The sequence below is a fragment of the Geothrix terrae genome, assembly GCF_022808775.1.
Lineage (GTDB): Bacteria > Acidobacteriota > Holophagae > Holophagales > Holophagaceae > Geothrix > Geothrix terrae.
The window spans coordinates 519,863-541,808 of the sequence record NZ_JAKZLA010000001.1 but is presented as its reverse complement, the minus strand read 5'-3'; the positions used below and the strand labels follow the sequence as shown (position 1 = coordinate 541,808).

At 67.0% G+C, this 21,946-nt stretch carries 20 protein-coding genes and 1 pseudogene; 16 read left to right on the top strand and 5 right to left on the bottom strand.

What is annotated here, in order from left to right; translation table 11 throughout:
- Positions 1-2 precede the first annotated feature (2 nt).
- The gene (locus MLE42_RS02530) at positions 3-1,178 is read left to right on the top strand and encodes a cache domain-containing protein (RefSeq protein WP_243286298.1); all 1,176 of its coding nucleotides are present in this window, start codon (positions 3-5) and stop codon (positions 1,176-1,178) included.
- Between the two features lie 22 nt (positions 1,179-1,200).
- On the opposite strand, the gene MLE42_RS02525 is transcribed toward MLE42_RS02530, so the two are convergent.
- Together MLE42_RS02525 and MLE42_RS02520 are read right to left on the bottom strand one after the other, a co-directional pair.
- A complete protein-coding gene (locus tag MLE42_RS02525) occupies positions 1,201-2,034 on the bottom strand; it encodes a tetratricopeptide repeat protein (RefSeq protein WP_243286297.1) in 834 nt (277 codons plus the stop codon).
- Between the two features lie 116 nt (positions 2,035-2,150).
- Positions 2,151-4,184, bottom strand: coding sequence for an SPFH domain-containing protein (locus tag MLE42_RS02520; protein ID WP_243286296.1), 2,034 nt, complete (start codon positions 4,182-4,184; stop codon positions 2,151-2,153).
- A 267-nt stretch (positions 4,185-4,451) separates the two neighbouring features.
- Between MLE42_RS02520 and MLE42_RS02515 the strand changes: the two genes are divergently transcribed.
- From MLE42_RS02515 to MLE42_RS02500, 5 genes and pseudogenes are all read left to right on the top strand, one after another.
- The gene (locus MLE42_RS02515; RefSeq protein ID WP_243286295.1) at positions 4,452-6,044 is read left to right on the top strand and encodes a BamA/TamA family outer membrane protein; all 1,593 of its coding nucleotides are present in this window, start codon (positions 4,452-4,454) and stop codon (positions 6,042-6,044) included.
- A gap of 86 nt (positions 6,045-6,130) precedes the next feature.
- Positions 6,131-6,718: a hypothetical protein gene (locus MLE42_RS02510; protein ID WP_243286294.1), complete on the top strand. Its 588-nt coding sequence runs from the start codon at positions 6,131-6,133 to the stop codon at positions 6,716-6,718.
- Positions 6,719-6,782: 64 nt separating this feature from the next.
- A pseudogene (locus MLE42_RS16340) lies at positions 6,783-7,823 on the top strand (phosphate acyltransferase); the annotation flags it as partial.
- Between the two features lie 36 nt (positions 7,824-7,859).
- A complete protein-coding gene (gene buk, locus MLE42_RS16335) occupies positions 7,860-9,002 on the top strand; it encodes a butyrate kinase (RefSeq protein WP_420843065.1) in 1,143 nt (380 codons plus the stop codon).
- A gap of 56 nt (positions 9,003-9,058) precedes the next feature.
- Positions 9,059-9,928, top strand: a complete 870-nt coding sequence (locus MLE42_RS02500; protein WP_243286292.1) for a hypothetical protein — start codon at positions 9,059-9,061, stop codon at positions 9,926-9,928.
- 73 nt (positions 9,929-10,001) lie between these two features.
- On the opposite strand, the gene MLE42_RS02495 is transcribed toward MLE42_RS02500, so the two are convergent.
- Positions 10,002-10,904: a phosphate acyltransferase gene (locus MLE42_RS02495; RefSeq protein ID WP_243286291.1), complete on the bottom strand. Its 903-nt coding sequence runs from the start codon at positions 10,902-10,904 to the stop codon at positions 10,002-10,004.
- Positions 10,905-10,965: 61 nt separating this feature from the next.
- Here MLE42_RS02495 and MLE42_RS02490 point away from each other — a divergent pair, with 61 nt between their 5' ends.
- Genes MLE42_RS02490 through MLE42_RS02480 form a run of 3 tightly spaced genes read left to right on the top strand, consistent with a single transcriptional unit; the run spans position 10,966 to position 12,565 of the window.
- Complete coding sequence (locus MLE42_RS02490; protein ID WP_243286290.1) at positions 10,966-11,322, top strand: TfoX/Sxy family protein; 357 nt, start codon at positions 10,966-10,968, stop codon at positions 11,320-11,322.
- 5 nt (positions 11,323-11,327) lie between these two features.
- Positions 11,328-11,861, top strand: coding sequence for a GNAT family N-acetyltransferase (locus MLE42_RS02485; RefSeq protein ID WP_243286289.1), 534 nt, complete (start codon positions 11,328-11,330; stop codon positions 11,859-11,861).
- On the top strand, positions 11,858-12,565 hold the full coding sequence (locus tag MLE42_RS02480; RefSeq protein ID WP_275975641.1) for a 16S rRNA (uracil(1498)-N(3))-methyltransferase: 708 nt from the start codon (positions 11,858-11,860) through the stop codon (positions 12,563-12,565). The genes MLE42_RS02485 and MLE42_RS02480 overlap by 4 nt, the downstream gene beginning before the upstream one ends.
- Here the strand turns inward: MLE42_RS02480 and ilvA are convergent.
- Entirely contained in the window at positions 12,562-14,100 is a 1,539-nt protein-coding gene (gene ilvA / locus MLE42_RS02475; RefSeq protein WP_243286288.1) for a threonine ammonia-lyase, biosynthetic, read from the bottom strand. The genes MLE42_RS02480 and ilvA overlap by 4 nt on opposite strands.
- Positions 14,101-14,398: 298 nt before the next feature.
- On the opposite strand from ilvA, the gene MLE42_RS02470 reads away from it, so the two are divergent.
- The 7 genes from MLE42_RS02470 to MLE42_RS02445 all read left to right on the top strand — a co-directional run bounded on the left by MLE42_RS02470 (position 14,399) and on the right by MLE42_RS02445 (position 20,760).
- Positions 14,399-17,626 carry a S41 family peptidase gene (locus MLE42_RS02470; protein WP_243286287.1) on the top strand — a complete coding sequence of 1,076 codons (3,228 nt, stop codon included), beginning with the start codon at positions 14,399-14,401 and terminating at the stop codon, positions 17,624-17,626.
- Positions 17,627-17,849: 223 nt separating this feature from the next.
- A complete protein-coding gene (locus MLE42_RS16330; RefSeq protein ID WP_420843057.1) occupies positions 17,850-18,224 on the top strand; it encodes a nuclear transport factor 2 family protein in 375 nt (124 codons plus the stop codon).
- A gap of 149 nt (positions 18,225-18,373) precedes the next feature.
- Positions 18,374-18,907, top strand: coding sequence for a P-loop nucleotide/nucleoside kinase family protein (locus MLE42_RS02465; protein ID WP_243286286.1), 534 nt, complete (start codon positions 18,374-18,376; stop codon positions 18,905-18,907).
- 151 nt (positions 18,908-19,058) lie between these two features.
- Positions 19,059-19,409, top strand: a complete 351-nt coding sequence (locus MLE42_RS02460; protein ID WP_243286285.1) for a DUF2200 domain-containing protein — start codon at positions 19,059-19,061, stop codon at positions 19,407-19,409.
- A 98-nt stretch (positions 19,410-19,507) separates the two neighbouring features.
- Complete coding sequence (locus MLE42_RS02455; RefSeq protein WP_420843064.1) at positions 19,508-19,927, top strand: PaaI family thioesterase; 420 nt, start codon at positions 19,508-19,510, stop codon at positions 19,925-19,927.
- A 20-nt stretch (positions 19,928-19,947) separates the two neighbouring features.
- Positions 19,948-20,178 carry a cysteine-rich CWC family protein gene (locus tag MLE42_RS02450; RefSeq protein ID WP_243286283.1) on the top strand — a complete coding sequence of 77 codons (231 nt, stop codon included), beginning with the start codon at positions 19,948-19,950 and terminating at the stop codon, positions 20,176-20,178.
- Between the two features lie 81 nt (positions 20,179-20,259).
- The gene (locus MLE42_RS02445; protein ID WP_243286282.1) at positions 20,260-20,760 is read left to right on the top strand and encodes a hypothetical protein; all 501 of its coding nucleotides are present in this window, start codon (positions 20,260-20,262) and stop codon (positions 20,758-20,760) included.
- 18 nt (positions 20,761-20,778) lie between these two features.
- Here the strand turns inward: MLE42_RS02445 and MLE42_RS02440 are convergent, their stop codons facing one another.
- Complete coding sequence (locus MLE42_RS02440) at positions 20,779-21,927, bottom strand: M29 family metallopeptidase (protein ID WP_243286281.1); 1,149 nt, start codon at positions 21,925-21,927, stop codon at positions 20,779-20,781.
- Positions 21,928-21,946 lie beyond the last annotated feature (19 nt).

Below are 21,946 nucleotides of genomic sequence, written 5' to 3'. Positions count from 1 at the left end.
GCATGGACTTTGGAGCCCTCAAGCGAAGCATCCGTTTCAAGATGCTGGGCGGAATCCTCATTCTGGAACTGTTGATGGTGGCGGTCTTCTCCGGGGTCCTCCTGGTGTCCGCGCGCAAGGATCTCGCCCTGAACGCCACGAAGGCGGTGGAGCGATCCCAGGGCGCCTACAACCTCATCCTCCAGGGCGACGCCAAGATGCTCGCTGCGGCCATGGACTGTTTCGCCACCAACGCCGCGGTGCGCCAGATCTACGCGGAGCATCAGGATCGCCAGAAGCTCCTGGATGCCGTGCAGGACGCCTACCGGATCAACAAGACCCGCTACGGGATCACCCACCTCTACTTCATCGACAAGGACGGCACCTGCTTCCTGAGGGCCCATGACACGGGGAACTTCGGGGACCAGATCCAGCGGGACACGTTCCTCCAGTCCCGGGCCGCGGGGAAGACCATCAGCGGGATCGAGCTTGGGAAGACCGCCTTCGCCTTGCGAGTGGTCACCCCGTACCTCCATGGCGGGAACCTGATCGGGTTCCTCGAATTCGGCGAGGAGATCGACCACTTCGACCAGCTGGTGAAGCGTGAGACCGGCGTGGACGTGGCCGTGATGGTCGACAAGCGCTTCCTGGACGAGGAGCAGTACCACAAGACCATGAAGGCTTCGGGCAAGCCCGACACCTGGAACCAGTTCAAGGGCTTCGTCATGGTCAGCACCACCCTGCCGGATGCCAAGACCGCGGCGGCTCTGGTCTCCGAGGATGACTTCCGCAAGACGGCGGCGCCCGAGTACTTCGGAACCCTGGACCGGGGCGGGGCCAGCCTTGCCAAGGGGGCCTTCCCGCTCAAGGATTCCTCCGGCAAGCAGGTGGGCGTGGTGCTCACGCTCAACGACGTGACCGACCAGGTCCGGAACGAGCGCATGGCCCTGTGGACCTTGGTCCTCATCACGCTCCTGGTGTTCGCGGGCAGCTTCCTGGTGGGCGCGGCCTACCTCCGGGCCGAGATCGTCGGCCCCCTGGTCCGGCTCGCCGGGCAGGCCAAGGAGATCAGCATGGGCAATGTGGAGCTGAAGCTCGAAACCGAGCGGGAGGATGAGATCGGCCTGCTCATCCGCGCCTTCGAGCGGATGCGGGTGAGCCTCAAGAAGTCCATGGCCATGCTCAGCCGGAACGACTGAGCATGGGCCCGCCGCCGCCCTCTCAGCGCCGTTTCTTCGGCGCGGGGAGGGCGGCGTAGCGCTCGGCCTGGCGGAGGTTCTCGGCAAGCACGAGATTGTCAGGTTGAAGGGCCAGGGCCGCGCGGAAGTCGTCACGGCTCTCCTGGTAGCGCTTCAGCTCGAACCGGGCTCGACCCCGGTTGAACAGAGCCTCGAGCTGGTTCGGTTCCAGAGTGAGGGCGCGGTCCAGCGACTCGGCAGCCTCGGCCCAGGCCTTCCGCTCGTTCAGGCAGCGGCCGAGGTTGTTCCAGGCATAGGCGATCTTTGGATTCTTCGCCAGCGCTTCCCTGAGGATGGGCTCGGCGTCGGTGAAGCGGTTCATGCGGGCCAGGGCTTCGCCTTTCCAGGCCAGGCCGTTGGCGTCCTCCGGATTCTTGGCGCGCAGCTCGTCGGCGTAGGTCAGGAGGGCCGCCCAGTCCTCGGCCATCCGGGCCTCCACGCACGCATTGGAGAGGCCGTCGAGGTCGCCAAGCCGGCCATTCTCGGCCTGGGCCCGGGCCGCCTCGGCGTGCCGCCCCAGCTGGCCCAGGGCTTGGGCCCGGTAGACCCGGTACGAGGCGAGGCGGGGGCCGGTCTTGGCTTCAACCTGGGGTTGCAGTGCCTCGCAAACCGTCAGGAGACGATCCCAGCGCTGGCTCCGTTTGAGGCCCAGCAGCCACCACTCATAGTAGGCGCCGCGGGTGGCGGGCGCGACGGTTTCGAACCAATCGGCCAGGCCGGCCCAGTCCTTCGCCTTGACGAGAGCGTCGGGGACGGGCGGAAGCTGCGGGAGGATGGCCAGGGTCTGGATCTGGGCCGGGGGGGATTGGAGCAGCATCGGTAAAGGGCACCCTGGAGGATGGTGGAAGGGAAGAGGCGCCGGGAATCGGTTACCAAACTAGCACAGGGCCAGGAGCGGCGGGTGCCGCCCCTGGTGGGTGCTCGGTTCGCGGTCTACTTCGTGAGGTTCTGCCTCAGGGCCGTCTTCAGCGCCTCGGCCTCGGGATTGGCCGCGGTGGGCACCACGCCCGCGAGCTGGCCGGCCTTCTCGCTGAGGAGGAGGCCCAGCAGGCTCTCGATGAGGCTGCCGCCGCCCTTGTCGCCGCCGCCCATATGGATCTTGGGAACGACATCCACCTGGGACTTCTCGATGGCCTCGGCGAAGCGGTTCATGACCTGCTGCACCAGCTGGAACTGGGGACCGCCGTAGGCGCGGACCTGCTCCTCGATGGCCATGGCCTGGGCGATGCCCACCCGGGCGGCCTGCTCGGCCTGGGCCTCGGCCATGACCTTGATGCGCTTGGCCTCGCCTTCACCCATGAGGCGCACCTTCTCCGCTTCGGCGCCGGCCAGTGTCTGGATCTGGGCCGCCTGCTGTTGGGCCTTGGCGTACTCGGCCTTGCCCTGGTTGCTCTGCACCTCGATGCCGATGGCGGATTCCGTGAGCAGGGTCTGCTGCTTGGCGCGGGCCTCGGCCTCGCGCAGCTCCCGCTCCTTCACCGCGGCGCTCTGCTGGCGGCCATAGGTCTCCACCTGCTCATCGGCGATCTGGCGGCTGCGGAGCTGGACGAGGATCTGCTCGATCTGCCCGCCGGGCGCGCCGCTGGTGGGCGTGCCGATGAGAACTTCCTGCAGCTCGAGGTTGTACTGGGCGAACTTCTCCTTCATCTGGGTGCCGCTCTGTTCCTGGATGGCGCTTCGGTCCTGGATGAGCTGGATGAGGGTGCGCGTCTGGCCGATGTTCTTGAAGTAGGCGCTGACCATGGGATCCAGGGTCTGCTCCACCAGCTTCTTGATGTCGCCGAAGCGCTGGATGACCAGGGGCGCCTTTCGGTAGTCGATGTGCACCACCACGGAGAGCGGCAGGCTGGGCTCGAAGGCGTCCTTGGTGATGAGGCTCACCTCCGCCAGGTTCTCGTCGAACTTGTGGCTGCCCACCTCGCCCTTGGACCACTTCAAAATGAAGTTGGTGGTGGGCACCATGAGCACCTTGCCGGCGTAGGTGTTGAATGCGTACTTGCCGGGCAGCAGGGGCTCGCTCCACACGCCGCGGCTGCCCTTGGCCACCAGCTCCCCGTGGCGATACTCCTGGCCGCTGATATCGGCGCCGATGGCGCCGGTGTAGCTCACCACCACGCCCACGGTGCCCACCTCCACCACGGTCTTGGGGATCAGCTCCACCGTGGCGAAGAGGCGGTTGATGTAGTAGGTGCCTTCCACCAGCACCTGGTACTGGCGCCCGCGTTGGCCGCCCGCCACCAGGAACTTGTCGGCATCCTGGAAATTGTTGTGGTAGGTCGGGGCCTGGTGGGGATCCTCGCCCACGGTGGAGGCGATGATCTCGCCGCTGGCCAGGCTGGGCCCGTCATGGACGGTCACGATGCCCACGGCGTCGTCCGTGCCCTTGATGATCACGGGCCGCCAGCCGGCCCGCTCGGTGATGATGGCGCTCATCTTCTGGAAGGTGTCCAGCTCACCCGGATCCAGGGGGAGGTAGAAGAGCCGGTCCTCGGTGAGCACCACGAACTGCACCAGGTTGATGGCGTAGATGCCCTCACGCAGGATCTGGCGCTGGGGGCCCTTCTGGCCGCCGTTCTGGAGGAAGGCCACCACATCCTGGAAGTCCGCGCCGTGGGTGTTGCTGGCCAGGGCCTGGGTGGGGGGCAGGTCCTTGCCGTCGCGGGCGAAGATGTAGCCGATCTTGCCCTGGGGGATGGTCACCAGGGGCATCTTGTGGATGCGGTACTGGAAGGGCGTGAGCAGGTGCCAACCGCCGCGCAGGAGCTGGGGCTGATAGCCGGCCTCGCCGTTGAGGGCGATGAGGCCGGTCTTGACCGAGCCCTTCCGGCTGATGAGCTTTTCGACGATGCCCACGCGGTTGTTGGGGATGTAGCGGATCCACTTGCTGAGGAGGATCGCTGTGAAGGCGGCGGCGAGAAAGGCCAGCAAGGTCAGGCCGGGGTTGGCGGATAGCCAGGTGAGGTCCATGAGGACTCCAGGGGACGGGTTTCAGGAAGTGTACCGGTCCAGCGCGCCGTCCCGCGTGGATTCGGGGAGCTTTCCGCGGTCCTGCGTCCCGGCTCCTGTCGGAGCGGATGGCTGGGATCCTGCGCGGAAAGAACCATACGAAGGCACGAATCATAGGCGGATCCCGCCTATCCGCCGTGACGGCCGTCACCATTTCGCCTAGGCTTGGGCATGTCCATCACGCAGGAAAGGGGCCGACGTCCGGATCGCTTCTGCCGGAGGGCTATCGTGGCGGTGTTCATGGCCGGCGCCACGCTCGCCGCCCAGACGCCGCCCACCTGGGAGGAGCTGGAGGCCCGGCAGGCCCGCATCGCGGGCATCGACGTCCGCGTGGGCGATGTCTTCGATCTCTCCCTTCCCAACGAGAACCACTGGATCGGACGCACCGCGAACTTCCTGCACATCCAGACACGCGAGCAGGTGGTGCGCCGGGAGATCCCCTTCAAGCCGGGCGATCCGGTGAACGCCCGGCTGATCCATGAAGCCGAGCGGAACCTGCGGACCTTCCGGTTCTTCAAGGACGCTCAGATCGATCCCCAGGTGGACGAGACGGGGGCGGTCAGGGCGGTGGTCCGCACCCGGGACGCCTGGACCTTGAAGGGCAGCGCGGGCTTCACCCAGGTGGGGGGACAGCGGAATTTCGGGTTCTCCCTCCACGAGGCCAACTTCCTGGGCTACGGGAAAGACCTGATCCTGTCCCACGAGCGCACTCCCGAGCGCTCCATCGAGACGATGCAGTACCTGGACCGGCAGATCCTGGGAACCCAATGGACGCTGGATTCACGCTATCAGGTGCTCTCGGACGGGAAGACGCGCTACCTCGAGCTCTCGAAACCGTACCGAGGGCTGGAAACGCCCTGGTCCATGACGTTCAGGGCCTCGTCCTCGGACGCCATCCAGTCCGTCTACAACCAGGAACGCACGGCCTACGCCTTTGCCTCCCGGCAGGAGGGCCTCCTGGCCGAAGGTTCCATGGCCACCGGGGTGGTGGACGGGCGGGCCGTGAGGCTGGGCGGCGGGGTGGACCTGAGCCGGTCCGAGTACGGACCGATCCAGACCCTGGATGCGGGGAACCTTCCCGCCCCGGCGCTGACGGATCGCCGGCTGCGGGGCCTCCATGTCTCGTGGAGCCTCTTCGAGGACCAGTTCCGGACTTTCCGGGACCTCGCGGGCATGACCCACTCCGAGGACTACAACCTCGGGTGGGAGGCGAACCTCAGCGTGGGCTCCCACCTGAAGAGCCTGGGGAGCGACCTCGACTCGCCCTTCCTCCGGGTCAGCGCCTCCAAGGGATGGGCGCTGGGAGACAGCTCCCTCATCCTGCTTCGAACCAAGGGAGCGGCCCGGCATGAGCCCGACGGCTGGCGGGACGCCTTCGCGACCCTCAGCCTGACCAGCTACTACCAGGGTTTCCGGGCGCAGACCCAGGCGGCCTACGTGCAGCTGGACGCGGTCCGCCGGCCGGAGCCCGAGTCCTATCTCTACCTGGGCGGGATGGACGGGATGCGGGGGTATGGGAATCACCTGCTGCTGGGTGATCGCCGGTGGATGGCCTCCCTCGAGGAGCGGGTCAATACGTCCTACGACTGGCTCGGCATCCTGCGGCTCGGGTTCGTGGCCTACGCGGACGCCGGCGCCATCCACCGGACCGACACCGGGCGATGGAGCCGCACCTACGTGGACGTGGGGGGCGGCCTGCGCCTGGGCAACCTGAAGAGTTCGGTCGGGCGGGTGTTCCTGTTGACCATCGCCTACCCGCTGGTTCGGGAGCCGGGCACGGAGCACCACCAGTTCGTCGCCACGGATGTCGTGAAGTTCTGATCCGGGGCCCGGGCCTCCGGTCAGGGTAGCCTTGGGCCATGGATGAATGGCTCGAGAGATGGCGCGAACGCCGGGCAAGCCTGGTCATGGCGACCCTGGTCTTGATCGCCGGTCTCTGGTGGTGGGAGGGGCGGGCCGTATCCCAGCCCGCAGGCGTCCTCGCGCCGGAGGAACCGGTCCAGGAACCTCCGGAATCGACGGCGGCATGGACCTTCAAGAACCACACCCTCACGCCTCTCGCCGCCTTCGACATCCATGCGCGCATCCTGGGCAAGGAGCGCTACCGCTTCGATCGGCCGGCGGAGCTGTCACCCGTGGACCTGGCCCTGGGATGGGGGCCCATGTCCGATTCGCGCGTTCTGGGGGCCTTCACCATCGACCAGCGGGACCGTTGGTACTTCTGGCGATCGGAGCGCATGCCCATACCGGAAGCCCAGGTCGTCAGCCACAGCGCCAACATGCACATGATCCCTGCGGACGAGGGTGTCGCCCGGCGCCTGAAGGCGGCCCGGGTGGGACAGCTGGTCCACCTGAAGGGCCGGCTTGTTCGGGCGGACGGGAAGGACGGCTGGCACTGGGTGAGCAGCCTGAGCCGGACGGATACCGGAGACGGTTCCTGCGAGGTGATCTGGGTGGAGTCGGCCCAAGTCGCAGACCGGTCGCCGGATATGTGACCAAGGGATCGGCAAAATAGAATCCGCTGCCTGCTAGACTCTGCGCTGCAAGGCTTTTCAAGCTATGCGGAGCCCCATGTTTGACATCGAAGCGTCCCTCGAAAGCCGTCTGCTGGCCGTGCCCCGGAACCGCCCCACGGTGATGTTCCCGGAGGCCCTGGATCCCCGCACCCTCGAAGCCGCCTGTTTCCTTGGGCGCTTCATCCGCCCGGTCTTCCTCGCGCCAGAGGCCGAGGTCCGGGCCGTGGCTGCCCAACGGCTGGCGCACCTTGGCGCGGACCGGGTGGCCTACACCCTCTCCGAGAGCGCCTTCGTCGATCCCGCCTCCCGACCGGACCTGGTGGAGTCCTTCGCCGCGGCCTGCGTGGAGTTCGGGAGGACCCACCAGCGGCCCATCGGGATGGCGGAGGCCCGGGACCTGGTCCGGGAGCCGGGTCGCTTCGGCATCTGGGCGGTGAAGCTCGGGCATGCCGATCTGGTGGTGGGTGGCGCCATCCACGAGCCCAAGGCCTTCTTCCGTCCCATGGTGGACATCCTGTCCCAGCGCAGCGTCGCCTGCGAGGCGGGCGTGTTCGTGTTGCCGGACGAGCATCCCGAGGAGGTCTACCCCCGCAACATCGTGGTGTTCGGCGACGTGGGCGTGAACGCGACGATGACGCCGCGCACGCTGGCGGAAGTGGCCGTGGGCACCTGCGCGGTGGCCCGCGACCTCATTCCCGAGGAGGTGCTGCCGGAGATCCGCTGCGCCATGGTGTCCTACTCCAACCGCGGCAGCGACGAGGGGCCCTCGCCCGAGCTGGTGCGGCAGGCCGCCGAGCTGGTGCCGGAGATCCTCGCGGAACGCATCGCCCACCACACGCGCTACGCCAGCATCCACATCCGCGGCGAGGTGAAGGTCAGCGTGGCCCTCTCGCGCCGCTCGGCGGATCTGTACCACGCGGACGGCCTGCCCTGGGAGGGCGTGCCCAACGTGATCGTGTGCCCCAACCTGGACATGGGGAACCTGTTGTACCACCTCTACGCCACGCGCTTCCCCGAGGCGAAGAAGTTCCCCGTCATGTTCGGCCTCTGGTTCCAGGGCGTGGATCTGCCCATGGACTGCACGCCCGAGGACATCCGCCTGGCCATCAAGGCGTCCATCATGCGCCTCCACGCCTACGGCGAATGGAAGCGGACGCCCAAGGACACCTTCTTCCGGCGTCATCGCGTGCTGGTGCTGAACCCCGGATCGACATCCACCAAGACCTCGATCTTCGAAGGCGACGAGGAGCGGTTCACGGAGGAGCTCCAGCACTCCGCCGAAGAGCTGAAGCCCTTCGAGGGCCATCCCATCACCGAGCAGTTCGCCTTCCGCAAGGAGGCGGTCCTGTGCTTCCTGCGGGATCGGGGCCTCACCCCGGCGGACCTCGACGCCGTGGCGGGGCGGGGCGGCCTGTTGCGGCCCATCCCCCACGGCACCTGGCGGGTGGGACCCCCCATGCTGGAGGACCTGAAACAAGGGACCCGAGGTGAGCATGCCTCGAACCTGGGGGCCCTCATCGCCGCCGAGCTGGTGGCCGGCACGGGCACTCCGGCCTACATCGTGGACCCTGTGGTGGTGGACGAGGCCGATCCGAAGGTGAAGATATCCGGCCTGAAGGAGCTGCCCCGCCGCGTGATCAGCCATGCTCTGAACCAGATCGCCACGGCCCGGCGCTACGCCGAGGAGCACGAGACTTTCTACGAGCGCGTGAATGTCATCGTGGCCCACATGGGCGGCGGCATCACCGTGGGCGCCCACCGCAAGGGCCGCTACATCGACGTGAACAACGGCCTGGATGGGGAAGGGCCCTTCTCCCCCCAGCGCACGGGGACCCTGCCCGCGGGCCAGCTCATCGACCTCTGCTTCTCCGGCAAGTACACCCGGGCGGAGCTGAAGCTCAAGAACAAGGGGCGCGGCGGCATGATCGACCTGCTGGGCACCTCGGACATGCGCGAGGTGGAGCGCCGCGTGGAGGCCGGGGATGCCGAAGCCACGCTGGTCTATGACGCCATGATCTACCAGATCGCCAAGGCCATCACGGCGCTGGCGCCCGCCTTCGAGGGCGCCTCCATCGACGCCATCCTCCTCACGGGAGGCATGGCCCGCTCCCCGAAGCTGGTGGCGGAGCTGACCCGCCTGACCGCCGCCCTCGGCTGCCCCGTGAAGGTCTACCCCGGCGAGAACGAGATGGCCGCCCTCGCCAAGGGTGCCCTGCGGGTCCTCTCCGGCCGGGAAACGGCCAAGGATTACCCGCCGGCCTGAGAACGCCCTTAGACTGGGGCCATCCATCGTCGAAACCTGACCTTCCGGAGGGCCCCTTGAGCCACCGCCGCCGTCTTGCCCCGATTTTCCTCCTCGCCTCGGCCGGGATTGGCCCGGCGGCCTGGGGACCCGCGCTCCTGGCGGCGCCCCCCAAGGCGGCATCCAAGGTGACGGCATCCAAGGCAACGGCACCCAAGGTCGTGGCCGACTCCGAAGGGGTGCTCCAGAAGGCGCGCGCGGCCTACGTGAACCTGGCCGGGAAGGGCTTCAACCGCTGCCGCTTCGTCGCGACGCCGGATTGGGCTGCCATGCTGGCGGAGCAGGCGAAGACGAACCCGGAGGGATACCGGGCGGCCCTGGACCTCTTCGCGAAGGTCCGGTTCGACGTGCTGGTGGGCCCCCAGGGCGACGCCCAGGTCTCGCACAACACCGTGGACAGCCCGAATCCCCAGACCACGGCCGGGCTGAACCAGGTCTACAGCGGCATGGAGCAGACCCTCACGGGCTTCTTCCAGACCTGGGCCCCCTTCATGGTGAACACCCCGTTCCCACCCGCGGGCACCCCTGCCCGGGTGGAGGACACAGGCTCCCACTACCTGGTGGACTGGGAGGAGACGGGGGACGTCAAGGTCCACCTCCAGATGGACCGGACCTTCACCATCACCGAGATGAAGGTGAAGAGCCCGGCCTTCGACTCCACCATCCGGCCCTCCTTCGAACATCAGCCGGGCGGCCTGGTGCTGGCTGGTTACGACGCCGAGTACCTGTCCACGGCCTCCTCCCTGCGCCTGAAGGTCCAGATCAGGAACCAGGCCATCCAGGACCTTCCGCTCCCCGTGGCCCTGGACCTCAGCGTCTGGATGGGGGAAGGGGCCAGGCAGCAGATCCTGATGACCTTTTCCGGGATGACCCTGGAGAAGAAGTAGACGCTAAGAGTGCCTAACCTCACCCCCGTCGGCCCTCGCCCAGAGGGAGAAAGCCAGGGTGATGTTGGGCACTCTAGGCCAGCAGGGCAGCCAGGGCGATGGAGCTGAGCTTGGTCTTGGCGGTGTCGCCCCGGCTGCTGAGCACGCAGGGGACCTTGGCGCCGGCCACCACGGCGGCGATCTCGGCGCCGCCCAGCTTGGTGCCGGCCTTGTAGAAGGTGTTGCCGGCCTCCAGGTTGGGGAAGAGCAGGCAGTCCGCGTCGCCGGCCACGGGGCCGGTCATGCCCTTGATGCGGGCGGAATCGGGGTCGATGGCGCCGTCCAGGGCCATGGGGCCATCCACCAGGGCGCCCTTGATCTGGCCGCGGTCCGCCATCTTCGAGAGCAGGGCCGCCTCGGCGCTAGCGCGCATCTTCGGCTGCACCTGCTCGGAGGCGGCCAGCACGGCCACCTTGGGGGTCTCGATGCCCAGGGCCTTCGCGGTCCGCACCAGGTAGCCGAGGATGGCCACCTTCTCCTTGAACTCCGGCTCGGGGATTACGGCCACGTCGCCCGCGATGAGCAGCTTGGGGTGGCCGGGATGCTCCATCACGGTCACGTGGCTGAGGATGGCGCCGGGGTCCAGCAGGCCCTGGTCCTTGTTCAGGATGGCCTTCATGTACTTCTCGGTGCTGAGCAGTCCCTTCATCAGCAGGTCCGCTTCGCCGAAGCGCACCATGGCCACGGCCTTGTCCGCGGCCTCCGTGTCCGTGGCGGCGTGGACCATGCGGAAGCGCTCCTTCGGCATGCCCTGCTCGCCACAGACCTTCACCATCAGGGGTTCATCGCCCACGAGGATGGCCTCCACCAGGCCCGCCTCCACGGCGGCGTTCACGGCCTCGAGGGTGTGGGCGTCGTTGGCCCAGGCCACCACCAGGCGCTTGCGGGGGCGGTCCTTCACGGCACAGAGCAGGTCGTCGAGGGTGTTGATCCGCATGGGGGATCCTGTGAAAACGCCGGGCGTCCCGGCGGTGCCGCGAGGAGAGTACCATGGCGCCATGGCCGTTTCCGTGAGCTACCGCACATACCTCCTGGAGCAGATGGGGCAGATCCGCCCCGTGGACTCCCGGCGGATGTTCGGCGGTCTCTGCTTCTTCGCCGACGGACGCGCCTTCGCCCTGGCCGCGGACGACACGCTCTACTTCAAGACGGACGACACGAACCGCCCCGACTTCGAGGTCGCGGGCATGGGGCCCTTCATGCCCTTCGGCGATCCCGCGCGGCCCATGCAGTACTACGAGCTGCCTGTCGAGGTGCTGGAGGACCCGGACCAGCTCGCGGTCTGGATGGCCAAGGCCATCGCCGTGGCCGGCCGCGCCAAAACGAAAACCCGTCCCAGGAACAAAGGAATGTAGTGCCCATGTCCGCCATCACCATCCGAACCGCCACCCCGAAGGATGCCGCCATCCTCGCGGATCTCGGCGCCCGCACCTTCCGTGAGACCTTCGAGCCGCACACCTCCGGCCCGGACCTGGAGGCTTTCCTGGCGGCCGCCTATGGCGAGGCCATCCAGCGCGCCGAGCTGACGGATCCTTCCAGGCCCGCCCGGATCCTGGAGGTCGATGGGGTGCCTGCGGGCTTCCTCCAATTGCGCCTGGGCCATCGGGAGCCCGGCGTCCCCGGCGAGCGCCCGGTCGAGTTGCAGCGCATCTACGTGCTGCGCGAGGCCCAGGGCGGCGGCCGCGGCGCGGCCCTGATGGCGGAGGCGATGGAGATGGCGCGGGCCTGGGGCGCGGATACCCTCTGGCTGGGCGTGTGGGAGAACAACCACAAAGCCCTGGCCTTCTACGGCCGGACGGGCTTCCGCGAGGTGGGCGAGCACATCTTCCAGATCGGGGACCAGGTCGATCGCGACCTGATCATGGCCCTGGACCTGGGCCGGGACCTGTCTTGAACCTGGTGCTGCTGCTGCCGGAGGATCTGACGGCTCCGGCCCGGGCCCGCCTCACGGGCCGGCGCCTGGCCCATGTCCGCGAGGTCCATCGCGCCGAGGTGGACGACGAACTGGCCGTGGGCCTGCTGGACGGGAAGATGGGCCGGGGTCGGGTGCTGCGCCTGGACGACGAGGCCCTGGAGCTGGATCTGACGCTGGACCAGGCGCCGCCGCCCAAGCTGCCGCTGACGCTGCTCATCGCCGTGCCGCGACCCAAGGTGCTGAACCGCGTGGTGGCTGCGGCCGCCAGCCTGGGCGCGGCCCGAATCGTCCTGCTGAACGCCTGGAAGGTGGAGAGGGCCTACTGGGCCAGCCCGAAGATGAAGCCCGAGAACCTGCGCGAGCAGTTGATCCTGGGCCTGGAGCAGGCCAAGGACACGGTGCTGCCGGAGCTGCGCCTGGCGCGCCTCTTCCGGCCCTTCGTGGAGGACGAGCTGCCCGGCCTGCTGGCGGGCGGCACGGGCCTCATGGCCCATCCCGGCACGGGCGCCGGGGCCCCGAAGGTCCTGGCCGCCCCCGTCACCCTCGCCATCGGCCCCGAGGGCGGCTGGGTGGAGGCCGAAGTGCAGAGCCTCCTCAAGGCAGGCCTGCATCCACTCGACCTCGGCCCCCGCATCCTCCGCACCGAGACCGCCCTGGCGGCGCTGGTGGGGAAGCTGTTCTAGCCCAGGAACAGCCGGTACGCCGGGTTGTCGCCTTCATCCACGAACCGGTAGCCCAGGCCGTCCAGGAAGGCCTGGAAGGGGGCCTGGTCTTCGGGGGGGACCTGGATGCCGGCCAGGACGCGGCCGTAGTCGGCGCCGTGGTTCCGGTAGTGGAAGAGGGAGATGTTCCAGCCGCGGCTCATGCGCTCCAGGAAGCGGAGCAGGGCGCCGGGCCGCTCGGGAAACTCGAAGCGGTAGAGCCGCTCGTGGGTCGCCGCAGGGGCCCGGCCGCCCACCAGGTGGCGGACATGGAGCTTGGCCATCTCGTTGTCGCTCAGGTCCTGGGCCTCCAAGCCCTCGGCCCGCAGGCGCGCCAGCAGGGGCGGCAGCTCCGAACGGTCCGCCATCTGCAGGCCCACGAAGATGTGGGCCCGGTCCGGGTCCGCCAGGCGGTAGTTGAACTCGGTGATGGCCCGGGCGCCGATGAGCTCGCAGAAAGCCTTGAAGCTGCCGGGCCGCTCGGGGATGGTGACGGCGAGGATGGCCTCCCGCTTCTCGCCCAGCTCGGCCTGTTCGGCCACGAAGCGGAGAAGGTCGAAATTGGCGTTGGCGCCGGAGAGGATCGCCACCAGGTTCCCTCCAGCGGGGTCCGTGCCCTGGCGGGCCGCCCAGGCCTTGAGTCCCGCCAGGGCCAGGGCCCCCGAGGGCTCTAGGATGGAGCGGTTCTCCTCGAAGACATCCTTGATGGCGGCGCAGATCTCGTCCGTGTCCACCCGCACCATCTCGTCCACGTACTGCCGGCAGAGCTCGAAGGGCAGGGCGCCCACCTGGCTGACGGCGACACCGTCCGCGAAGAGGCCCACCCGCTCCAGCCGCACCCGATGGCCCGCCGCCAGGGAGCGGGTCATGGCGTCCGCGTCCGTGGGCTCCACACCGATGATCCGGATCTCTGGCCGGAGCCGCTTCAGGTAGGCGGCGATGCCCGCGATGAGGCCTCCGCCGCCCACGGGCACGAAGACGGCCCGCAGGCCCCGGGGCATCTGGCGCAGCAGCTCCAGGCCGATAGTGCCCTGGCCCGCGATCACGTCGGGATCGTCGTAGGGGTGGATGTAGACCTTGCCCTCGGCCGCCATGAGGGCCTGGGAGTGGGCGTAGGCCTCGTCGAAGGAGTCCCCGTGGAGGACCACCTCTGCGCCCAGGCGGCGCACGGCGTCCACTTTGATGCGGGGCGTGGTCACGGGCATGACGATGACGGCGTCGCAGCCCAGCTTGCGGGCGGACAGGGCCACGCCTTGCGCGTGGTTGCCCGCGGAGGCGGCGATGACGCCCCGGGCCCGCTCGGCCGGCTCGAGCTGGGCGATCTTGTTGTAGGCACCCCGGAGCTTGAAGGAGAACACCGGCTGGAGGTCCTCGCGCTTCAGCCACACGGGGCATCCCACCCGGCCCGACAGGCGCGGTGCATGCTCCAGGGGCGACTCGATGGCCACGTCGTAGACAAGGGCCGTGAGGATGCGCTCGAGGAGGTCTGTGGGCGGCTGGACGGGATCTGGGCTCATGGGTGCTCCTGGATAAAGAAGAACCCCCCGACCTTGCGGTGCGGGGGGCTTGGAATCGTGGATCGGATCCGGCCTATGCCCCCTCGCGCGACGAAATGATCGCGATGGCGGCGCTAATGATGGCGGAACCGGCGTGGGACATGGGAACCCTGTTGGAAGGTCAAACTAGCACCGATTTCCAGGCGCCACAAGGCGATTCGCGTGTCCGCCCACGGCGATTTTGCGTGCCCGCGAAGGCAGGGCTCGCTCCTTCATCGTTAAGCGATGTATAGTGGTCCACCCCTCACCGGAGTCTTTGATGCCGCGCTTCCGTGCTTCCGCTGTGCTTCTCGTGGCCTGCGCCCTCGTGGCCCAGGAACGCGCCCCCCGCTTCGTCAGCTCGCCGGATGTGCACGGCGACCGCGTGGTGTTCACCTGGGAAAGCGACCTCTGGCTGGGTTCTCTCAAGGGCGGCGAGGCCCGTCGCCTGACGACGCATCCCGGTCTGGAGACCGCGGCCCGCTTCAGCCCCGATGGCAAGTGGATCGCCTTCACCGCCCAGTACGACGGGGCCACCGAGGCCTATGTCATGCCCGCCGAGGGCGGCACGCCGAAGCGCCTCACCTGGAGCGGGTACGCCTCCGTCCAGGGCTGGACGCCGGATAGCCTCCAGGTGGTGATCAAGGCCCTCGGTGGGTACGACCGTCGTCCCATCGAACGGCTCTTCACCGTCGATCTGGAAGGCCACGAACCCGCGGCCCTCGCGGTTCCGCGCGCCGTCCAGGGCACCCTGTCGCCAGATGGCCAGCGCCTGGCCTACAGCTCCAAGGGGCATGTCGAGTACTACTGGAAACGCTACAAGGGAGGCCTGCACCAGGACCTCTGGCTGGCGGACCTGAAGACCGGCGGCTTCACGAAGCTGACGGACTACGTGGGCCGCAACGGCGCCCCCATCTGGGCGAACGGCAGGGTGCTCTTCGAATCCGACCGCGGCGCCAACGGCATCACCAACCTCTACGCCGTGGATCCCGCCACCAAGGCGGTGGAGCAGCTCACGGACCTCAAGGACTTCGATGTGCAGCAGCCCAGCACGGACGGCCGTACGGTCGTCTTCGTGCAGGGTGGCCATCTCCACGCCCTCGACCTGGCCACGAAGGCCGTCCATGCCGTCCCCGTCACCACCGCCAGCGACAGCTGGAAGGTGGCGCCCCATCCCGTGAACCCCAAGGAGTGGATCCAGGCCATGAGCCTGACGGGCCAGACCGCCGTCTTCGAGGCCCGGGGCGAGGTCTTCCTCCTGCCCACGGATGCGGCGAAGCCCGCGAAGAACCTCACGCAGACACCCGGCGTGCGCGAGCGCTTCCCGCGCCTGTCGCCGGATGGCAAGCGCGTGGCCTATTTCAGCGACGCCAGCGGCGACTACGACCTCTACGTGCAGCCCGCGGACGGTGGCGCGGCGGAGCGCATTCCCACGGGCCTCAAGACCGCCTTCTACCACCTGGAGTGGAGCCCCGACGGCACGAAGATCCTCTTCGGCGACAAGAGCTTCGCCATCTACGTCATGGACGTGGCCACGAAGAAGCTCACCAAGGTGGATGAGTTCCACGACCTGAAGAACGACCAGTTCACCTGGGAGGTGAGCGACTACACCTGGTCGCCGGACTCCCAGTGGGTGGCCTACTCGGTGGTGGAGCCCAGCCGCAACGGCCGCATCCACCTCTTCAATCTGTCCACGAAGCAGAAGGTGGCCCTCACGGACGGGTTCTACGACTGCGTGGACCCCACTTTCGACCAGGACGGCAGCACCCTCTACTTCCTGAGCTACAGCAACTTCCATACAAGGCTCGACCCCAGCCAGGACAACCACATCCAGTCCGCGCCCGTGCAGGTCATGGCGGTGAAGCTGAAGGCCGGCGAGGACAAGGCGTCGGCCGCGTCATCGCTCTCGTCCGCCTCGGCCTTCCGCATTGATGTGGCGGGTCTCTCCGACCGCATCGCCCCCCTGCCGGTGAAATCCGGCAACCTCTTCCACCTCAAGGCGGGTCGCGGCATCGTGGGCTGGGACGAGGTCGAGGGCTGGGACGACAACGTGGTCGAGGAGTTCTACGCGCCGCGCGGCGCCGACAAGTGGAAGCTGCACCTCTATGATGCCACCGCCAAGAAGGACAAGGAGGTGGTGCTGGCCGACGCCATCAGCGACTGGACCTTCGATGCCGAGGGCAGGCGCCTGCTCCTCCGCAAGGGGCCCAACTTCCACGTGGGCGAGGCCGCGGCCGTGTTCACCTCCAAGGCCCTGCCCGAGAAGCTGGACCTGGAACGGATGATCATGACCGCCGACCCCCGGGCCGAGTGGAAGCAGATCTTCGAGGACACCTGGCGCTGGTACCGGGACTTCTTTTATGACGTGAACATGAACGGCAACGACTGGGCCGCCATCGGCGCCAAGTACCGCGCCTGGCTCCCCGAGCTGAACTCCCGCCAGGAACTGAACTGGCTGCTGAGCCAGATGGTGGGCGAGCTGTGCGTGAGCCACACCTATGTGTCCGGCGGCGACCTGGGACCGGCCAAGCTGGCTCCGAGCCCGGTCTATCCGGGGTTCCTCGGCGCCGATTTCAAGGCCGAGAACGGCGCCTACCGCTTCGCCAAGGTCTATGGCCCCACGGCCTACGCCCGCGACCTCAAGGCCCCGCTGGCCGACCCCGCGCCCAAGGTGAAGGAGGGTGACTACCTGCTGGCCATCGACGGCAAGCCCCTGAAGGCCCCCGAGGCCATCGAGTCGCGTCTCCAGGTCATCAAGGGCCAGAAGGTCACGCTGACGGTGAACGCGAAGCCCACCCTGGACGGCGCCCGCACCATCGAGGTCGAGCCCGTCCCCAATGACGGGTCCCTGCGCTACGAACACTGGGTGGCCGACAACATCGCCGCCGTGGACAAGGCCTCCCATGGCCAGCTCGGCTACATGCACCTCACGGCCATGGGCGACCAGAACATCGGCCAGTTCGACAAGTACTGGCGCGCCTTCCGCTACAAGAAGGGCATCGTGGTGGACGTGCGCGGCAACGGCGGTGGCTGGACCGAGTTCTTCATGATCGACAAGCTGGAGCGCAAGCAGGTGGGCTTCAACGTGCTGCGCGGCATGGGTCCCTTCCGCTACCCCGGCACCGCCAGCGACGGCCGCTACGTCTTCCTCACCAACGAGCAGAATGGCAGCGACGGCGAGGCCTTCCTCATGCACGTGAAGGCGCGGAACCTCGGCACCATCGTGGGCGTGCCCAGCTGGGGGGGCCTGGTGGGCATCATCAACACGCAGTTCACCCTGGACGGTGGCCGCGTCGAGCAGAGCAACAACGGCTTCTACGGCCGGGAAGGGAAGTGGTGGGTGGAGAACCACGGCGCCGACCCCGACCTCACCGTGGAGAACGACCCCGCCAGCCTCCTGCAGGGCCATGACCGCCAGCTCGAAGTGGGCATCGAGACCCTGCTGAAGCAGCTCAAGGAGAACCCGACGCCGGGTTTCCCGGCCGTGCCGGCTTATCCGAAGCGGTAAGCCGTCCGCATTGAAATGGAATTCACCACTAGATATCTGTATGTCTCGCGTATCAGCGCAGCTGATGCCGAGAAGACACCGAAGCACCATGAAAAGACCAAGCAAGCTGCTGATGGACGAGGAGGAACGGTGGAGGGGGAGTGATCCCATCACATTTCTCTTCGTTCCTCACCGTCTAAAGGTGGTTAGGCTGCAAACCCGCACATTTCCATAGGTCACCACAATGCCGACACCCGAAACACTAGAGAGATTCATTGCTCGGATCGAATCGAATGCTCACGCAGAGGCACTCGAAGAGTTCTATACCGAGGACGGCTACATCCAGGAGAACCAGTCCGAGCCAAGGATTGGACGTGAGGCGCTTGTAAGTAGAGAGCGCGCACTTATGGCGAGAGCCGGCAACGTCACTTCTACATGCATCAGGCCAGTTTTCGTAAACGGAGATTGCGTCGTCATTCGCTGGGTCTTTCGTTTCGAGTGGCTGGATGGAACCGTGACTGAGATGGAAGAAATTGCTTATCAGAATTGGGATGGGCAGCGGATTATTGGAGAGACGTTTTTCTATGACCCGGCGCAACGCACTCCAAAAAAAGTATAGGTGGGCGTTTAAGTTTCGGCGCCTAGCCCTCCGTTCAACTCGGACCCCGCCTGCATTGTCTTCCGTTCTCTCTCTGTTTCCCGCTTCCTCGGCTCCGCTCATCGTCTCGGTGCAGGCGGGGCCGGTTTGCTTCATTCGTTAGGCCGTTCATGCAGCGCTCAAAAAGCATGTACCTTCTTTGCGGGCCATCGTTGGCGGGAAAATCGACGGCCTGCGCACGAATTGCTCAGGAACTTCAGGCAGTCGTGATTTCTGCTGATGAGATCAACCATGAACGAGGCTTGCCTTTCGGTGCTGAAGGATTGCCTCAGTCGGTATGGGCTGAAACGCTCGAAATGATGCTTGGCAGAATCCGCGAACATGCCACCAAGAGCCACTCGATCATCATTGATGACACGCTCTGCTTCAGGTGGCTTCGCGACCGATTCCGGAATGAGGCTCAAGCCAATGGTTTGAAGCCATACCTATTGCTGCTCTCAGTGACGAAAGAAGAACTTCAGGCTCGCCACACAGCGCTAAGCCTGAGTGGACAGCGTCCAACACTATCCATGCCCCAGTTGCTTGAGCATTTCGAATCGTTCGAATGGCCCTCCTCAGATGAAGCAGCCACGGATATCTCGGTGCCTGAGCATCTAACAACATGGCTTCACACCAGACTTGGAGACGGGTCAATCATGGCCTAACCCTCCGCTCAACCCGGACCCAGCCTGGATTGCCTTCTGCCCTCTCTCTGCTTCGCGCTTCCTCGGTTCTGCTCATCGCCTCGGTGCAGGCGGGGCCGGTTTGCTTCATTCTCTAGGCATCCCTGAAACGATCGAGCCAAGAGACGCCACCATGTCCACACGCGAAATCTCAAAGCTGCTTTTCACGACGGTCTATCCGCTGTACGTGCAGAAGGCCGAACGCAAGAATCGGACGAAGGAGGAGGTGGACACCATCATCTGCTGGTTGACGGGCTACAGTCGCGAGCAGCTCAGCCACCACGCAGCGGTCAACATTGATTTCCAGCGTTTCTTTGACCAGGCCCCGGCGATTCACCCAAACAGTTCTCAAATCAAGGGTGTCGTTTGTGGCATTCGCGTCGAGGACATCCAGGACCCCATCACTCAGAAGATCAGGTACCTCGACAAGCTCATTGATGAGCTCGCAAAGGGCAGATCCATGGACAAGATTTTGCGCCAGTAGACCTGACCTGATCGCATGACAGGCCCAATCAGCACAATGCCCAACCCTTCGCTCCATTCACAGCCGGCTGCATTGCCTTCGCGACCGATCCCATGCCGATGACGAATCTCCAGGACCGCATCACCACCAGCTTCCAGGCCCAGGGTCTGATGACGACGCTCGGGGCGGAGCTGGCCCTGGTGTCAGAGGGGGAGGTCCACATCGCGCTGCCCTTCTCGGAGCGGCTGTCGCAGCAGCACGGGTATATGCATGCGGGCGCCATCACCAGCATCCTCGACAGCGCCTGCGGGTACGCGGCCCTGACGAAGGCGCCGCCGGGGTGCGAGGTCGTCACCGCCGAGTTCAAGATCAACCTGCTGCGGCCCGCCCTCGGCGACCGCTTCCTGGCCATCGGGCGGGTCCAGAACGCGGGCCGCTCCCTCACGGTCTGCACGGGCGAGGTCCGGGCCTTCTCCGGGGCCGCCGCCCCCAAGGTGGTCGCCCTCATGCAGGCCACCATCGCCACCATCCGACCCTGAATCTCCCCGAGTTCCGCCCCATGCCCCTCGACTACCAGAGCCTGACCGCCGTCCAGAGGCAGACCTGCCCCCTCTGCGGCGGGCCGAACGGGTGCGCGCCCTCCGCCTGCGGCCGCACGGATGTGCCCTGCTGGTGCACCACCGTCACCTTCAACCCGACTTCCCTGGCCTTGGTTCCAGACGAACTCCGGAACGTGGTCTGCCTCTGTCGCCGCTGTGCCGAGGCGCCGCCGGCGGGAACGCGACCCTGATGGGCCCGGTCGAAAGGGGCGAGGCTGGACAGCGTCGGATTCCGGTGGGATCGTGGGTCCGCCCGGAGCGCGAGGTGCGTCATGCCTATCCCTACCCGACCGGTCGCGGCTTTGGCTGCCTTCGGGCTGCTCGCCTGGCTCGGATGCAGGTCCCCGGAGGCTTCATCGGTTCCCGGGAACCGCCCCTATGAAGAGAAACTGCAGCAGTTCTGGCCCTATGCCGTGGGAACGGGCCGGCGGATCACCACGAAAGCGGACGCGGTCCGGGTGATCTCCTACGCCCTCAGCTTGAAGGGCGCTGACCCCGGGCTCTTCTCCACCAGCTCGGCCTGGTCCAAGGCCCTGGGGAAGGCGTTCCAGGCGATTCCCGCCGAGATGACCCGGCCCGCGGACGCCCAGCGGAAAATCCTCGAGGCGCTCTTCGAGAAGGGTTACATCGACCGCGCGGGGGTGAAGGTGGCCCCCGAGATCTCACCGAAAGACCGGGCTGATCTGGTCGCTTTTTTTGCAGGCCTCATCCACGAACCGGTCCCTTTGGACCTGCTCGCGGAAATGGCGCCAGAGCTGACGCGGAACCGATGACCAGGGGCTGGACCCGCCTCAGAACCCCACCGAATAGGCTCCGTCCCGCATGAGGGGCGCGGCGCTACCGCCGGCCATGGTCAGGTCCACGGCCTCCAGCTTCACGTCGGGCTGGGTCTCGGGGACGTAGACTCGGTCGATGTGGATGACGGCCTCGGGGCCGCTGAAATCTTTGGGTCCCACCTGGCCGCCGAAGTGGTCGCTGCGGCCGAAGGCGAGGTGGAGGCCAAGCTTCTCGTCCAGGAGGATCTCGCCGATGGGCTTCACGCCGAAGGCGGCAAGCACGCCCAGGCCCAGCTCCGCCAGGTTGCCGTAGGCGGGCTCCTTGGCGAGGTGGGCCGCTTCCTCCCGGGATCTGGGGCCTTCGCTGATCACTTCCAGGGCCCTGTTGCCTTCGATGCGGTAGCGCACCACCTCGGATCCGAACTGCACGGGCATCACGCCCACCGTGCGGCTGGGGTCGCCGTCGCGCTCGCCCTCGTAGGGCACGATGTAGGCCTCGCCCGAGGGCAGGTTGCCCGCCACGCCCGGGGTGGGCAGGAGGCCTCCGGAGGCGTGGCCCGTGCGGTGGCGCAGGTCCACGTGCAGGTCGCAGGGACCGTCGGGGGTGCCAAAGCGGAAGGTGGCGCCCTCGGCCCGGTCCAGCAGGTCCTTCAGGAGGTTCACACGGCGGTTCACCTCGGTGTAGTCCAGGCGCAGGGCGGGGATCATGTCCGAGCGGAAGCCGGGCATGGTGGCGGCGCGGATGGGGTGGGTCTTGGCGGCCAGCTTGAGGGGCGCCGTGGCGGAGAACTTCGTGAGGGCGATGAGGATGGGGTGGCTGGCGTAGAGGTCGGCGAGGCTCACGGAGGCCTCGGGATCCAGCGAATCGGCGGAGGGCAGGGGGCCGCCGGCGTGGATCCAGGCACGCTCGGGCAGGTCGCCGTTGTTGGTGTGGACGTTGGGGTAGATCACCAGGCGGGTCTCCATCCCCAGCTCATCGCGGTGGGCGTTCAGCTCCGCGGCCCAGGCCTGGGCGATGGCGCGGCGCTCGATCCAGCCAGCGTCGTCCGGCACCTGCAAGTCGGGAAGATCCACCAGGATGGCCAGAGCCTTGTCCTCTGGCCGCGGCTGGAACACCCGCCGCACCAGCGCCACCAGTTCGGGTCCCGTCAGGGCTTCGCTCATGCCGTCCTCCGCCAGCGAG